Consider the following 15,378-nt stretch of genomic DNA (forward strand, 5'->3'; position numbering starts at 1 on the left):
GTTCCGTTCTGCTGGGTCGTGTGGTCGGTGTGGTCGGTGAGACACCCTAACGCGCACCTGACGTGCCCCTGCCGGTTCGGAGACCGGCCGGGTCGCGCGGGCGTCTGCGGTGGTCCGGCACACATGGACGGCGTCACGCTGAGTCCCTACGATTTGCGGATCGTAGTTCTTTTAGCGGGGGGATAACGATGACGCGTCCGTCTGACTGGAGTCCTGTCGGGATGGACTCCGACCCGACGCCCGGCAGTCCTGACGAGGTCCGCGAACTGGCGGAGGAGTTGCAGACGTTCGCGGATGACGTGGGGGAGGCGCTGGGGAAGATCCGGGGGATGGCGTCGGACCGGGCGGTGTTGGACTGGTCGGGGTTGTCGGCGGACGCGTTCCGTGCGGAGTTCGACGGGGTGCCGGAGAACCTGGCCAAGTTGCAGACGTCGTACGACATGGCGGCGGACGCGCTGGCGCGGTACTGGCCCAGGCTCCAGAACGCGCAGGGGATGGCGGACCGGGCGCTGGAGCGGGCGGTCGCGGCGCAGGCCGATCTGTCTTCGGCGCAGGCGTCGTTGTCCGATGCCGAGGACTGGGTGTCGCGGGCGGGGGACGAGGCGGAGCGGCTGGAGCGTGAGGGGGACGCGCCGGAGCCTCCCGATGAGGAGGAGGTGCGGCAGGCGGTCCGGGACCGGCAGGCGGCCGACGCGGCGGCGGGCGCGGCGCGGTCGCGGGTGGATGATGCGGAGCAGCGTCTGTCCGCCGCCCGTGAACTGGCCGAGCAGGCCCGGGAGATGCGGGAGGAGGCGGCGCGGGAGTGCGCCTCCGGGATCGACGACGCCTCGGACGCGGGGATCCAGAACCGGAAGTGGTGGGAGAAGGCGTTCAAGTGGGTCCGGGACAACTGGGACACCATCGTGGAGGTCTGCAAGGTCATCGTCGCCGTCCTGGGCGTCGTCGTCATGATCATCGGCGGGCCGCTCGCGTGGGTGGTGCTGGCCGCCGCCCTGGTCGTGCTCGCGGACACCCTGGTCAAGTACGCCAGAGGACAGGCGACACTGCTCGATGTCGCCTTCGCCGCGCTGGACTGCATCCCGGGCATGAAGGGCCTGACCACCCTCGGCGGCCTGGCCCGGGGCATGCGCTCCCTGGCCACCACCGGCATGCGCGGCCTGCGGCAGGGCGCGTTGCGGCTCGGCCGCCAGACGCGCCGCCAGGCGACCGAGATGGACGGCCGCAACCTGTGCGGTGACCCGGTGGACATGGCGACCGGCGAGCTGGTGATGTCCGCCACCGACGTCGAACTGCCCGGCGTCCTGCCGCTGATCCTGGAACGCCACCACATCTCGACCTACCGGTACGGCCGCTGGTTCGGCACCTCGTGGGCCTCGACGCTGGACCAGCGCCTCCTGCTGGACGAGTACGGCGCCCGGCTGTTCACCGCCGACGGGATGACGCTGCTCTATCCCCGCCCGATCCCCGGCGAGCAGGTCATGCCGGTGGAAGGCCCCCGCTGGGGCCTGTCCTGGGACGGGCAGCCCGGCTCCCCGCTGACCGTCCACCAACGCCACACCGGCCGCACCCTCCACTTCTCCGCCGTCCCCGGCCGCCCCGGCAGCGAACTCGCCCTGACCGCGATCACCGACCGCAACACCAACCGGATCCGCTTCCAGTACGACGAGACCGGCGCCCCCACCGACGCGATCCACGACGGCGGCTACCACGTCGGCATCACCACGACGGGCGGCCGCGTCACCGCCCTGCGCCTGCTCAACGACCCCGCCGAGCCGGTCCTGCTGCGCTATGGCTACGACGACGCCGGCCTGCTCTCCGAGGTGTACAACTCCTCCGGCCTGCCGCTGAAGTTCTTCTACGACGACCACTTCCGCCTGGCCCGGTGGGAGGACCGCAACGGCTACTGGTACTCCTACGACTACGACGCCGAAGGCCGCTGCGTGTACACCACCGGCACCGACCGCGTCCTGGAATACCGCTACGCCTACGACACCGAGAACAACCGCACGACAGCGGTCAACTCCCTCGGCCACGCCACGGTCTACCAGTTCAACGACAGCTACCAGCTCATCGCCGAGACGGACCCCCTCGGCAACACGACCCACCGCGCCTGGGACCGCTACGACCGCGCCCTGACCATCACCGACCCCCTCGGCCGCACGACCCGGTACGAGTACGACGGGCACGGCAACCCCACCGTCGTCGTCCGGCCCGACGGCCACCAGATCCGGACCGAGTACAACGAACTGGGCCTGCCCACTGAGGTGATCCAGCCGGATGGATCCGTGTGGCGACAGACGTATGACGGGGCTGGGAATCGCACCGTCCTCATGGACCCCGCGGGGAACCGGACACGCTACAGCTACGACGAGCACGGCGGCCTCGTGTCGATCACCGATCCGCTGGGCCGCGTCACGTTGATCGAGAGCGACGCGGCCGGTCTGCCGGTCGCCATTACCGACGTGACGGGCGAGAGGACCGTCGTGGGCCGCGATCCCTTCGGTCGGGTCGTTCGGGTGACAGACCCTCTCGGCGCAGTCAGGCACATGGAGCGAACCGTCGAGGGGCGGCCGTTGCGGCATACGGATGCTCTGGGCGGAGTGCAGACCTGGTTCTGGGATCCTGAAGGCAATCTCCTCGCGCACACTGACGAGACCGGTTCCGTCACTCACTTCGAGTACGGTGCCTTCGACCTCCCCACGGTGCGCATCGAGGCCGATGGTGCCCGGTACGAGTTCCGTCGGGATACCGAGCTGCGGGTGACCGAGGTCCTGAATGCCCAAGAGGCGGCTTGGACCTACGAATATGACGCCGCTGGGCGTCTGATCTCGGAGACCGACTTCGATGGTCGTTCCCTCACGTACGAACTCGATGCGGCAGGGCGACTCCTCTCCCGCACCAATGCCCTGGGCCAGAAGGTCACTTACATCCGTGACGTTCTCGGGAACATCTCAGAGAAGCGCACAGCCGACCAGAGCACCCAGTACACGTACGACCTGGCGGGTCGGCTCCTCGGTGCGTCAAGCCCTGAAGCGGAGGTGGTCATCGACCGCGACCGCGTGGGACGCGTCGTGGCAGAGACTGTCAACGGACGGACAGTACGCACCACCTACAACGTGCTTGGCCGTCCCCTGACCCGCACGACTCCCAGCGGGCACACGAGCACCTGGACCTATGACGACGCGGGATACGCGACTGCCCTGGTCACCGGCGGCCACACCCTCACCTTTGAACATGATGCGATCGGGCGGGAGATCCGCCGCCGGATCGGCACGGATGTCGTCATCACACACGCCTGGGATGCGGCAGGGCGCCCCGCTGGCCAGCACTTGGCGCACGGTGTCCGCAACCTCCGGAGTCGGAGCTACACCTACCGTGCTGACCATCACCTGACCGCTGTCCGCGATCAAGACAGTGTGACGACCTCCTTCGATATCGACCCGGTCGGCCGCATCATCGGGGTCAGTGGGCCGGAATGGACTGAGACCTACGCATACGACGCCGCCGGGAATCAGACTTCGGCCTTCTGGGTGGGAGCGGAAGATTCGGATGCGGTGGGGGAGCGCTTCTGTGAAGGCACGCGCATCACGCGTGCCGGCCGAATGCGGTACGAGTTCGACCGAGCGGGTCGTACGGTCCTCCGGCAGAAATCCCGCCTCTCGAAGAAACCGGACACGTGGCGTTACCGATGGGACGCAGAGGACCGTCTCACCCAGGTGACCACCCCTGACGGCACCCACTGGACCTATCAGTACGACCCGCTCGGTCGTCGCATCGCGAAGGCACGTCTGGACGACAGGGGATCCGTCGTTGAGCAGGTGGTCTTCACCTGGTCGGGCACGACGCTGATCGAACAGGCCACCGTCGTCAGTGCCGGCGAACAACCTTCGCTGACCCTCACCTGGGACTACAGCGGCCTGCGTCCCCTGACGCAGGTCGAGCGGGCCTCCCAGAGCGAGTACGACCGGCGTTTCTACGCCATCGTCACCGACCTTGTCGGGGCCCCGACAGAACTCGTCGATGAGGACGGGGACATCGTTTGGAGCCGGTCCAACGCGACGACCGTCTGGGGCAGCGGGACGGCGAACTCGGACGGTACGGCCGATACACCTCTCCGCTTCCCGGGGCAGTACATCGACCCGGAAACCGGCTGGCACTACAACGTTCACCGGCACTACGACCCGCATATCGCTCGATACACCACTCCCGATCCTCTCGGCCTCGATCCCGCTCCCAATCAGTACAGCTACGTATCCAATCCGCACACCTGGGCCGATCCGCTCGGTCTCGCCGCCCACCCCGGAGTCGATTCGCCTGCGGGACCCGGGCCTTGGGACATGAGGGGGAGGGACCCCATGGAAGTGGTGCCCGACAACGCACAGATCCGCGAACTGACTCCGCACCCCAACGGCGGGTCTCAATACGGCCTGGAATTCAAGTGGGTGGACTCTCAAGGGAGGACCGTACGTCTTCGGGCCCACGGCCCGGATGGAACGGCCCCTGCCGGGTCGAACTCCGCCACGGGTGAGACCTACCGCATCCAGTTCGGGCAGAGGTACCAGGACGAGGTCGGGAATCTCTACCCCAGTGGTGTGCACAACCCGGCGAGCCCGAACTACAATCCATCCGCCGCCAACGACACACACATTCCCTGGCCATCCGCATTCCCTGGCCTCTGAAAAGAGCCATGGGGCATCCGAAGGAGTAGCTGTGGCCATCGGCAACCGCCACCTGATCGACCTGCTGCGCGGGCTCACTGCCTCCGTGCCGGAGACAAGAGACGCAGCCTGCGGGACCGTGACCGACTGGGTCAGTGCGTTCAGCCCGACGGAAGCGGCCGTTGTGGCGAGCGTGGTGGCGGCTGCCGCCACGGTGGAGGCGGACCCCACATGCCGGGAGAGCCAGTTGCACGCACTGACGGAACTCGGTGAGAGCGCGTCCATCACCGCGGAGGCCCTGTCACCGCTGACAGAACTGGATGTGAGGTCCCTCCAGGGCTCGGAAATCGAATACCTCGATTACCTGAGGACCACCTTCGGAGTCGGGGCGGACACCTGAGCCCGATCCACAGGGCACGCCGTCGATCATGACCGGCGGCGGAGGCGGGGGGAGATGCGGCGGGTGGCCCAGAGAGTGGTGGTGGGGTGGAGGGTGAACCACTCGCCCGTCGTGAACGTCAGGCGCTTGCCGCCGGTCGGGAGTGCGGTCATGTCCTCGATGGTGAAGACATGGCCGCCGATCATGAGCTGGTCGCCACGGCGTGCCGTGGTGGCGTCGATCTCGACCGGGGACATCACGCCGGCCTGCTGGTTCATCGGTCGTGGCCTTCCATGTCGGCGATGAGCTGGAGGACGTTGCACAGGCTTCGCTTCAGGACGCAGACGTAGAAGGTCAGTTCGTCCGGCGTCGCCAGGGGGAGCGAGACGGCCTCGACGGCGGCGAGGTCCTGGTGGGCCACGATCACCACGGCCTGTTCCCAGGCGGGGCGGGTGGGCGTGCTCACTCGGCGGTCTCCTCGCTCAGCGCGGCCGTCAGCTTGCGGGCCGTTTCCACCGTGCAGCGGCCCAGTTCGACCAGCGGGCGGCCGTAGAGATCCACGTCGAGCGCCGGGAGCACGATGTTCCGCTCCCGCAGCGCGGCTTTGAGCCGCCGCATAGCCTCGAACGCTTCTTCGTACGGTGTCATCGCGTCGCCCTCCGGGGTTGCTCAACTACTTGTCGTGTCTCTAGCGTTGCGTGGCGGGAACCCCCCTTGACAGAGGGGCGCCGTCCCAGGTGGTGAGAGGGACAGGGAGGACGAAATGACGTTCGAGCCCAACGAACTGACTCCGGATCGGTCCGTACGGCACTTCTACGGTGCCGACCTGCGGCGCCTCCGCATAAAGGCCGAGATGTCCCTCGCCAGGCTCGCCAGTGAGGTTCCGTGCAGCAAGAGCCAGTTGGCCCGGATCGAGACGGCCGAGTCGATGCCCCCGCCGGGACTGTCGGAGCACTTCGACCGGGTCTTCGGGACGGACGGGCACTTTTCCCGGCTGTATCGACTGGTACGTAAAGAGATCCATCCGGAGCAGTTCCGGCGGCGGATGGAGCTGGAGGCCCTCTCCCATGTGATCCGGGAGTACGCGGGGCTGATCGTGCCCGGCTTGTTGCAGACCAGGGCCTATGCCGCCGCGTTGTTCCGGGTCAGCATGCCGAAGGCGACCGAGGACGAGATCAAGCAGAAGGTCGAGGCCCGGCTCAGCCGACAGCAACTGCTGCGGCCCGGCTCGCCACTGGACTACTCGGTGGTCCTCGACGAGGCATCGATCCGGCGACCGATCGGCGGGCCGAAGGTGATGCGGGAGCAGTTGGCCGCCCTGCTCGATGTGGTGGACACGCCCTCTACGCTGGTGCAGGTGCTGCCGTTCGGGCATGGGGAGCACGGTCTGCTGGGCGGGACGCTGACCCTGATGGGCCTGGAGGACGGTGCGACCTACGCCTATGAGGAGAGCATCACGACTGGGACGTTGCTGGAGGATCCGGCGGGTGTCAATGCCCGGATCCGCGCATACGATCAGCTCAGGTCGCACGCTCTGCCACCGAGCGAGACGGCGACGTTCATCCGCAACGTCATGGAGGCACTGCCCGCATGAGGAACACCCCTGACCTCTCCGGCGCGGAGTGGGTCAAATCCAGTTACAGCAACGGGGCCGGCGGCGGTTGCGTCGAGTGGGCGCCGGGGATGGCCGTGGCGTCCGGTGTCGTTCCGGTCCGGGACTCCAAGGACTCGGCCGGGCCCGCGTTGGCTGTCCCAGTGGGGGCCTGGGAGACGTTCGTCCACTACATCAAGGGATGACACATGGAGTGGGTCAAGTCGAGTTACAGCAGCGGAGACGGCGGTCTCTGCCTTGAGTGGGCACCTGGCATGGCCGCTGCGTCCGGTGTCGTTCCGGTCCGGGACTCGAAGGATCCTGCCGGGCCCGCGTTGGCTGTCCCGGCCGGCGCCTGGGACGCGTTCGTCCACTACATCAAGGGCTGACGCTATGGAGTGGGTCAAGTCCAGTTACAGCAACGGGGACGGCGGTCATTGCGTCGAGTGGCGGCCGGGGACCGTTGTGGCGGTCCGGGACTCGAAGGATCCTGCCGGTCCGGCGTTGGCTGTCCCGGCGGGGGCGTGGGACGCGTTCGTGCGTGGGTTGATGCGCTGACGCAAAGGGCGCGGAACCTTTGCCGGATCCGCACATGGCCGGAAACAGACGCGGGGCGGTGCCCACCGGGCACCGCCCCGCGCTGTGCGGGCGGGGGTCAGCCGCCGCGGATGGCGCTTTCGAGGCCGGTGTCGGTCTCTTCCATCGTGTCGGCCGCGGTCTTCAGGAACTGGCCCATGCCCTGGAGACCCTCGAGCACCTTCTTGGCACCCTGGGTGAACTCCCGGTAGGACTCGTCGAAGGCACGCGACGACCGCGAGGTCACATAGCCGTCCGCCACCAGACCATCGATGTAGCTCTGAAGCTCTTCGAGCTTCGCATCCATGGTCTCGTACTCGGAGATGAGCCGGTCGCCCGCCTCCCGCATGTCGTCATATGTCACATTGATATCGGCCATGACGAATCCCCCTTCTGATGTGGGGCGGAGGGCCGGTCCCCCCGCTGGATTCCGTGTGGGCGTGGCCCTCGTGAACCGGCACAGTGGCCACGCGCACTCAGACTACGGCCGTGGCGGGGGAGGGCGATACCCCCTTCCCGCCTGCCTCGGCAGACCCTAGGACGCCGGTGGTCACGTTGCGGTTGCACCAACTCCCAGCACCCATTGTCACACCCGCGCAAGATGCGATTATGGTCATGTCCAGCGAAGCACTTTGCTGTGTCACAACGGGAGGAACAGCGTGCGCCTGACGCTGACAGTCGTCGACCCGGTCGGGGGTCTCAGTGCCGACACCGTGATCGATGCCGCGCCTGAGACGCTGGTCGGGGACCTGGCGCCGGAGTTCACGCGGCTGGTGGGGAGCCGTTTCGGCCAGCCCGCCGCAATGGCCGGGCAGGGCATGCCCACCGAGTCCGTACCCACAGGCGGCGCGCACCTCTTCGTCGACGGCGAGTACATCGACCCCTCCCTCACGATCGCCCAGTCCCCGCTGCGCGAGGGCAGCGTCGTCAGCCTGCACAACCCCAGCGGCTGCTGGCCCGGCGAGCCCAACGGCATCGTGGAGCTGCGCGTCGTCGGCGGGCCGGCCGCCGGTGCCGTGCACCGCATGGGCGTGGGGCGCGTGGAGATCGGCAGCGGGCAGAACGTCCACATCCGGGTGGACGACCCGACGCTCCCCGAGCACGCGATGACGCTGCGCGTCGCCGCCGAGGGCACCTGCAAGGTCACCGTCTACAGCGAGACGCAGCCGCTGCTCGACGGCGAACCGTTCACGCACAACGACGGCGACCGCGGCGACTGGAAGCTCGGCAAGCAACTCGCCATCGGTGACTCCCTGTTCGAGCTGACGCCGTACTTCCCGCCGGACGCCGCGCTGAAGGTGTCCGAGGACGGCGCCGGGCTGGACTACAACCGGCCGCCGCGGCTGCTGCCGCCCGAGCGGCAGACGAAGTTCATCCTGCCCAGACCGCCCGGCGAGCGCGAGAAGCGCCCGCTGCCCTGGCTGATGGCGATCCTGCCGGTCGTCGGCGCCGTCGCGATGGCCAGCATCACCGGCCGCTGGCTGTTCCTGATGATGGCGTTCATGAGCCCGGTCATGATGCTGTCCAACTACATGATGGACAAGAAGCGCGGGCGCATATCCCACGCGAAGAAGGTCGAGGAGTACGAGGAGCGCAAGGCCCGCATCGAGAAGGACGCCCGGGACGCGCTGATCGCGGAGCGCTTCGCCCGGCGGCACGCCGCGCCCGACCCGGCGACCGTGCTGGCGCAGGCGACCGGCCCGCGCACCCGGCTGTGGGAGCGCAGGCGCACCGACAACGACCACCTTCTCCTCCGCGTCGGCACCACCGAGCTCGACTCCGAGGTCGTGCTGACCGACCCGGAACAGGACGAGCACAAGCGGCAGGTGTTCTGGAAGATCGCGGACGCGCCCGTCACGCTGCCGCTCCGCACGCTCGGCGTCATCGGTTTCGCCGGGCCCGGTGACTCGGCCCGCGCGCTGGCCCGTTGGGCGGTCGGCCAGATCGCCGTCCTGCACAGCCCGGTCGACGTGCAGTTCTTCCTGCTGACCGACGGTTCGGGACAGCACAGCTGGAACTGGATGCGGTGGCTGCCGCACGCCAGGCCCACCCCCGAGCACGAGATCAACGCGCTGATCGGCACCGACGCGGAGACCATCGGCGCGCGCATCGCGGAGCTGACCGGGCTGCTCGACGCCCGGCAGAAGGCCGCGAAGCAGGCCCGTTCGCAGGGCACCACCACGTTCAAGGACCCGGACATCGTCGTCATCTTCGACGGCTCGCGCCGGATGCGGTCGCTGCCCGGCGTGATCCGGCTGCTGCGCGAGGGGCCGGACGCCTCGATCTTCGCGCTCTGCCTGGACGACGAGGAGCGCTTCCTGCCCGGCGAGTGCCAGGCCGTGGTCATCGCCGAGCCCAACCCGGACCGCGCGGGCGGGCAGGGCGGCACCCGGCAGCCCGGCTACGCGACCGGCTTCCACACCTTCCTCGCCGTGCCCGGGGGCCCGCCCGGACCGGGCCAGTTCACCGGCCCGGCGCCGGCGCAGGTCGCGGACCGGCTGCGCGTGGAGCAGACCGGCGCCTGGCGCATCCGGGGCGTGCGGCCGGACTGGGTGCTGCCCGAGTGGTGCGAGCTGCTGGCCCGTTCGCTCGCCCCGATCCGCGACATCAGCGGCGAGTCCGAGGACGCGGCGCTGCCGTCGTCCAGCCGGCTCCTCGACGTCATCGAGATGGAGCCGCCGACGGCGGGCGCGATCGCGGCCCGCTGGCGGCTGGGCGGCCAGTCGACCGAGGCGGTCATCGGTGAGTCGTACGACGGCGCGTTCGCCATCGACATCCGCCGCGACGGCCCGCACGGCCTGATCGCGGGCACCACCGGCTCCGGCAAGTCCGAGCTGCTCCAGACGATCGTCGCGTCGCTGGCGGTGGCCAACACCCCGGAGAACATGACGTTCGTCCTGGTCGACTACAAGGGCGGCTCCGCGTTCAAGGACTGTGTCCAACTGCCGCACACCGTCGGCATGGTCACCGACCTCGACAACCACCTGGTGGAACGCGCCCTGGCCTCCCTCGGCGCCGAGCTGACCCGCCGCGAGCACATCCTCGCCGGGGTCGGCGCCAAGGACATCGAGGACTACCAGGATTTGATGCGCCGCTCGCCGGGGCAGCTGGTCCCGATGCCGCGCCTGCTCATCGTCATCGACGAGTTCGCGTCGATGGTCCGTGAACTGCCGGACTTCGTGAAGGGTCTGGTCAACATCGCGCAGCGCGGCCGGTCCCTCGGCATCCACCTGCTGCTGGCCACCCAGCGGCCGAGCGGCGTGGTGTCCCCGGAGATCCGCGCCAACACCAACCTCCGCATCGCGCTGCGCGTCACCGACGCGAGCGAGTCGTCGGACGTGATCGACGCGCCGGACGCCGGGTTCATCGCCAAGTCCACGCCGGGACGCGCCTACGTGCGGCTGGGCCACGCGTCGCTGGTGCCGTTCCAGTCCGGCCGCGTCGGCGGGCGCCGGCCCGGCGCCGTCGACCCGGCGGTGGCCCGCCCGTGGGCCGGGCGCCTGGAGTGGAACGACCTGGGCCGGGCGCGGCTGAAGCGCCCGGCGGGCGCCAAGGCGGCCGAGGAGGAGATCACCGACCTCAAGGTGCTGGTGGACGCCGTCATCGAGGCCGACCGGCAGCTCGGCTTCGCCAAGCAGCACAGCCCGTGGCTGCCCGCGCTCGGCGACAAGGTGCTGCTGCGCGACCTCGAACACCCGGTCCCGGCCGGTCCGTTGCCCGCCGCGCCGTACGGTGTGGAGGACCTGCCGGAGCAGCAGGCGCGGCGGTCGGTCGCCATCGACTTCAAGGTCTTCGGCCACATGATCGTCGGCGGCGCGCCGCGCAGCGGACGCTCGCAGCTGCTGCGGACCATCGCCGGCTCGCTGGCGTGGATCCACTCCACCGCCGACGTCCACCTCTACGGCATCGACTGCGGCAACGGCGCGCTCAACGCCCTGACGAAGCTGCCGAACTGCGGCGCGGTCGTCTCCCGCAACCAGACCGAGCGCGTGCGCCGCCTCATCAAGCGGCTGCGTTCGGAGGTCGACCGCCGCCAGGAGATCCTGGCGCAGGACGCGCTGGCCGACATCGGGGAGCAGCGCGCGGCGGCCGAGCCGGACAAGCGGCTGCCGCACATCGTGGTGCTGCTCGACCGCTGGGAGGGCTGGGTCAGCACCCTGGGCGAGATCGACCACGGGGCGCTGACGGACGAGCTGTTCGTGATCCTCCGCGAGGGCGCGAGCGTCGGCATCCACCTCGTCATCACCGGTGACCGGACCGTGCTGTCGGGCCGCATCAGCGCCCTGACGGAGGAGCGGTACACGCTGCGCCTGTCCGACCGCGCCGACTACTCCAACATCGGGATGCCCGCCCGCAAGGTGCCGGAGGAGATCCCGGACGGCCGGATGTTCCGCAACCAGGCCCTGACGGAGATTCAGGTAGCAGTGCTGGCCGAGGAGTTGTCCGGCCAGGCGCAGGCGGCGGCGCTGACGGCCATCGGGGACTGGGCTACCCAGCGGGACGCGGCCGTGCCGCGCGCCAAGCGGCCGTTCCGGGTGGATGTGCTGCCGAGCCGCCTGACGTTCGCGGACGCCTGGGAGATGCGCGACCCGGAGGCGTCGGAGTCCCGGCTGTGGGGCCTGGTCGGCGTCGGCGGCGACGAGCTGATGGGCTACGGCCCCGACCTGGCGCAGGGCACCCCGGCGTTCATCATCGCCGGGCCGGCGAAGTCGGGCCGGTCCACGGTGCTGCTGATGCTCGCCAAGTCGTATCTGCGGCAGGGTGTCCGGCTGGTCGTCGCCGCGCCCCGGCCGTCGCCGCTGCGCGACCTGGCCGGGCAGGAGGGCGTCATCCAGGTGTTCACCGGGGACGACATCTCGGAGGCCGAGGTGCGGGAGGCGGTGAGCACGTCGTCGCCGGACCGGCCGATCGTCTTCCTGGTGGACGACGGTGAGGACCTGCGGCGCGCGGACGGCGGCGACGAGCTGAAGAACATCATCACGCAGGGCTCCGAGCTGGGCCGGTACCTGGTGCTGGCCGGTGACGAGGGCGACATCTGCGGCGGGTTCTCCGGCTGGCAGGTCGACGCGAAGAAGTGCCGCCGGGGCGTGCTGCTGTCGCCGTCGAGCCACCGCTACGGCGAGCTGATCGGCGCCAAGCTGCCGCGCAGCGCGGCCAGTGAGCAGCCGACGCCGGGCCGGGCGATCCTGCACCTGGGCGACGGCGTGCCGTTCACCGTGACGACGCCCGCCCCGTAACCGGGGGCCGTGGCGTGGAGATCGGCAGACGGATCGGCGGACTGGGCGCTTCGGCCCGGTCCGCCGCCGCCGCTTCGGGCGCGTGGATGGTGGAGCGGATGACGTCCTACCCCGGGCCGGTGGCCGTACCGGTGGGCGAGCCCTGGGAGTTCGGCGTGGGCGCGCTGATCGCCCGTCATCCGCGCGTGCCCGGTCCGCTGGCCAGGCCGCTGGGCGCGCTCGACGCGCTGGGCTCGGTCCGGATCGGGCCCGGGGAGCTGGGGTTCGACGGCGAGGACGACGTTCCCTGGGAGAAGATCGTCAACGTCCGCCTGCACCACGGGTTCACGGCCGTGGCCGCGCACTCCATCGACGCCGAGAGCGAGCGGCTGCGGGGGCTGCTGCCGCCCGTGCCGGGCCGCAAGTGGGCGCTGGGCAAGGGCGCGGACGGGCTGAAGACGCTCGTGGCGAAGCTCCGGGAGCGCGCGGCGGCCGGGTCGTCCGGCGAGCGGCCGGCGGCGGACGGGCCGGACATCGCCTGCGAGTTCACCGCGCGCGGCCTGCTGGGGCGGGAGCGGACGGTGCGCGCGTGCCTGTACACCACGGCGTTCCTGGCGCTGCGGCCCGACGTGTCGCACGCGCTGGTGGAGACCGCGCGGGCGGCCGGGGTGCCGGTGCTGCGCCCGGACGGCGGGCCGGAGTCCGCGCCCGGCACGGTCCGGTAGGCCTAGGTCACGCGGTCGCCTTCCGGCAGTTCCGGTGTCTCCGCGGGGCGGGCGAGGGCGCGGAGGGTGTCGCGGGTGCGGACCAGGTCGGCCAGCCGGGACTCGACGGCGCGGAGCCGGGTCGCGATCAGCTCGGCCGCCGGGCCGTGGGGGGTCTGGCCGCTGTCGCCGACGGCGAGGACGTCGCGGATCTCGGCGAGAGTCAGTCCGGCGGCCTGGGCGCCCCGGATGAACACCAGCCGGTCCGCGAACTCCGGCGGATAGTCCCGGTATCCGGACGGGGTGCGCGGCGGCTCTGGCAGCAGGCCGGCCTGTTCGTAGAACCTGACCGTCTTCGTCGTCACGCCGGCGGCGTGAGCAAGCGTGCCAATACGCATGTAACCAGCATGTGACGGACGGGGCTACGGAGGAAGAGCGCTTCGCCCCTCCGGTCCCGTGGCGCGCCTCACTCCACGCTCGCGGCCAGGAACTGCGTGGCGGCCAGCTCGGCGTACAGCGCGTTGGCCGCGACCAACTCGGCGTGTGTGCCCACCGCCTGGACGCGGCCCGCGTCCATCACCACGATCCGGTCGGCCGTGGTGACCGTGGACAGCCGGTGGGCCACCACCAGCACCGTCGTCTCGCGCGCCGCCTCGGCCACCGTCTCGCGCAGCGCCGCCTCGTTGACCGCGTCGAGCTGCGACGTCGCCTCGTCCAGCAGCAGCAGCCGGGGGCGGCGCAGCAGGGCGCGGGCGATCGCGACCCGCTGCCGCTCGCCGCCGGACAGCTTGGTGCCGCGGTGGCCGACGAGCGTGTCGAGGCCGTCCGGCAGCCGGGCCACCAGGCTCTCCAGTCGCGTGGTGCGCAGCACGTCGCGCACCGCGTCGTCGTCCGCGCCGGGCGCGCCGAACAGCAGGTTCTCCCGCAGTGAGCCGGACAGCACGGGCGCGTCCTGCTCCACGTAGCCGATGGCGGCGCGGAGCTCGGCGAAGTCCCAGTCGAGGACGTCCTTTCCGTCGAGCAGTACCCGCCCGTCGGTGGCGTCGTAGAACCTTTCGACGAGCGAGAAGACGGTGGTCTTGCCCGCGCCGGACGGGCCGACGAACGCGGTCATGCCGCGCGCCGGGATCGTGAAGCTCACCCCGTGGTGCACGTACGGCAGGTCGGGCCCGTAGCGGAAGCGGACGTTGTCGAACGTGACGGTCGCGGGGCGCGCGCCGGGCGCCGGGAGCGGGGCGGGGACGACGGCGGGCTCGCTGGGCAGCCGCCGCACCTCCTGGATGCGGCCGATGGCCGCGGCGCCGATCTGGTACTGCGTGATGGCGCTGACCACTTGCTGGATGGGCGACATCAAGTAGAAGACGTACAGCAGGAACGCGACGAGCGCGCCGATGCCGATGGCGCCGGTGGCGACCCGGGCGCCGCCGACCGCGAGCACGGTGATGAACGCGACCTGCATCGACAGCCCGGCGGTGTTCCCCGCGATGGCCTGCCACTTGGCGGCCTGGACGCTCTGCCGCCAGGACTCCTCGGCGGCGGCGTGCACGGTCCGCCGCTCGCGGTCCTCGGCGCCGGACGCCTTGACCGTGCGGAGCGCGCCGATCACCCGCTCCAGCGCGGCGCCCATCTGCCCGATGGACTCCTGGGCGCGTTTGCTGGCCTTGTGGATGAGCGGCACGATGATGCCCATGACGGTGGCCGCGAGGGCGATGACGCCGAGCGTGACGCCCAGCAGCACCAGGTCCACGGTGCCCATCATCACCAGGGTGCCCAGCAGCGTGAGCCCGCCGGTGGAGAACCCGATCAGCGACTCGGTGGTCATCGCGCGCAGCAGGGTGGTGTCGGACGTGGCGCGGGACAGCAGGTCGCCGGGCTCGGTGGCGTCCACTGCGGAGATCCGCAGCCGCAGCAGGTACGACGTCAGGGTGCGGCGGGCGGTCAGCACCACCGACTCGGCGGTGCGCTGGAGGACATACGCGCCGAGCGCGCCGATCCCCGCGTTCCCCGCGACGAGCAGGGACATGAGGAGCAACGCGCCCGATATGGAACGGTCCTCGGACAGGCTCTGGATCAACTCCTGGGCCACCAGCGGCAGTGCGAGCCCGGTGGCGCCGGTGGCGAGCGAGAGGAGCGCCCCCAGGAGCATCGCGCCGCGGTGCGGCCGGACATACCCGAGCAGGACCCGCCAGGGGGGCGGGTCGCCGCCGGGCGGCGCCGCGGTGCTTGTCATGTCGGCCATCTCGCCAGCGTAACC

14 protein-coding genes are annotated in these 15,378 nt (G+C 70.3%); 8 read left to right on the forward strand and 6 right to left on the reverse strand.

Annotation, left to right across the window (positions count from 1 at the left end):
• Window positions 1-221: 221 nt before the first annotated feature.
• Both ACSNOC_RS10920 and ACSNOC_RS10925 read left to right on the forward strand, forming a co-directional pair.
• Complete coding sequence (locus ACSNOC_RS10920) at window positions 222-4,679, forward strand: polymorphic toxin type 30 domain-containing protein (RefSeq protein ID WP_436747137.1); 4,458 nt, start codon at window positions 222-224, stop codon at window positions 4,677-4,679.
• Window positions 4,680-4,710: 31 nt separating this feature from the next.
• Window positions 4,711-5,058 (forward strand): hypothetical protein, encoded by a 348-nt coding sequence (locus ACSNOC_RS10925; RefSeq protein WP_436747138.1) that lies wholly within the window; start codon window positions 4,711-4,713, stop codon window positions 5,056-5,058.
• 26 nt (window positions 5,059-5,084) lie between these two features.
• Here the strand turns inward: ACSNOC_RS10925 and ACSNOC_RS10930 are convergent, their stop codons facing one another.
• The 3 genes from ACSNOC_RS10930 to ACSNOC_RS10940 are packed head-to-tail and all read right to left on the reverse strand — an operon-like array spanning window position 5,085 to window position 5,655.
• Entirely contained in the window at window positions 5,085-5,315 is a 231-nt protein-coding gene (locus ACSNOC_RS10930; protein WP_436747139.1) for a hypothetical protein, read from the reverse strand.
• Window positions 5,312-5,503, reverse strand: a complete 192-nt coding sequence (locus ACSNOC_RS10935; RefSeq protein ID WP_436747140.1) for a hypothetical protein — start codon at window positions 5,501-5,503, stop codon at window positions 5,312-5,314. The genes ACSNOC_RS10930 and ACSNOC_RS10935 overlap by 4 nt, the downstream gene beginning before the upstream one ends.
• Entirely contained in the window at window positions 5,500-5,655 is a 156-nt protein-coding gene (locus ACSNOC_RS10940) for a hypothetical protein (RefSeq protein WP_436747141.1), read from the reverse strand. Before ACSNOC_RS10940 ends, ACSNOC_RS10935 begins: the two co-directional genes overlap by 4 nt.
• Before the next feature lie 145 nt (window positions 5,656-5,800).
• Between ACSNOC_RS10940 and ACSNOC_RS10945 the strand changes: the two genes are divergently transcribed.
• From ACSNOC_RS10945 to ACSNOC_RS10960, 4 genes are read left to right on the forward strand one after another with little or no spacing between them, the layout of a single operon-like run.
• Window positions 5,801-6,631 (forward strand): helix-turn-helix domain-containing protein, encoded by an 831-nt coding sequence (locus ACSNOC_RS10945; RefSeq protein WP_436747142.1) that lies wholly within the window; start codon window positions 5,801-5,803, stop codon window positions 6,629-6,631.
• Window positions 6,628-6,834: a DUF397 domain-containing protein gene (locus ACSNOC_RS10950; RefSeq protein ID WP_436747143.1), complete on the forward strand. Its 207-nt coding sequence runs from the start codon at window positions 6,628-6,630 to the stop codon at window positions 6,832-6,834. Before ACSNOC_RS10945 ends, ACSNOC_RS10950 begins: the two co-directional genes overlap by 4 nt.
• 3 nt (window positions 6,835-6,837) lie before the next feature.
• Window positions 6,838-7,017, forward strand: a complete 180-nt coding sequence (locus ACSNOC_RS10955; protein ID WP_436747144.1) for a DUF397 domain-containing protein — start codon at window positions 6,838-6,840, stop codon at window positions 7,015-7,017.
• A 4-nt stretch (window positions 7,018-7,021) separates the two neighbouring features.
• The gene (locus ACSNOC_RS10960) at window positions 7,022-7,186 is read left to right on the forward strand and encodes a DUF397 domain-containing protein (protein WP_436747145.1); all 165 of its coding nucleotides are present in this window, start codon (window positions 7,022-7,024) and stop codon (window positions 7,184-7,186) included.
• A gap of 97 nt (window positions 7,187-7,283) precedes the next feature.
• Here the strand turns inward: ACSNOC_RS10960 and ACSNOC_RS10965 are convergent, their stop codons facing one another.
• Window positions 7,284-7,583: a WXG100 family type VII secretion target gene (locus ACSNOC_RS10965; protein WP_436747146.1), complete on the reverse strand. Its 300-nt coding sequence runs from the start codon at window positions 7,581-7,583 to the stop codon at window positions 7,284-7,286.
• A 280-nt stretch (window positions 7,584-7,863) separates the two neighbouring features.
• Between ACSNOC_RS10965 and ACSNOC_RS10970 the strand changes: the two genes are divergently transcribed.
• A complete protein-coding gene (locus ACSNOC_RS10970; protein WP_436747147.1) occupies window positions 7,864-12,441 on the forward strand; it encodes an FtsK/SpoIIIE domain-containing protein in 4,578 nt (1,525 codons plus the stop codon).
• A 14-nt stretch (window positions 12,442-12,455) separates the two neighbouring features.
• Window positions 12,456-13,145 (forward strand): hypothetical protein, encoded by a 690-nt coding sequence (locus ACSNOC_RS10975; RefSeq protein WP_436747148.1) that lies wholly within the window; start codon window positions 12,456-12,458, stop codon window positions 13,143-13,145.
• 2 nt (window positions 13,146-13,147) lie between these two features.
• Here ACSNOC_RS10975 and ACSNOC_RS10980 read toward each other — a convergent pair whose 3' ends face one another.
• Window positions 13,148-13,489 carry a MerR family DNA-binding protein gene (locus ACSNOC_RS10980; RefSeq protein ID WP_436747149.1) on the reverse strand — a complete coding sequence of 114 codons (342 nt, stop codon included), beginning with the start codon at window positions 13,487-13,489 and terminating at the stop codon, window positions 13,148-13,150.
• Between the two features lie 101 nt (window positions 13,490-13,590).
• Window positions 13,591-15,354 carry an ABC transporter ATP-binding protein gene (locus ACSNOC_RS10985; protein WP_436747159.1) on the reverse strand — a complete coding sequence of 588 codons (1,764 nt, stop codon included), beginning with the start codon at window positions 15,352-15,354 and terminating at the stop codon, window positions 13,591-13,593.
• Window positions 15,355-15,378: the final 24 nt, after the last annotated feature.

Origin of the sequence: Streptomyces sp. URMC 129 (genome assembly GCF_051386415.1) — a bacterium.
Taxonomy (GTDB): Bacteria; Actinomycetota; Actinomycetes; order Streptomycetales; family Streptomycetaceae; genus Streptomyces.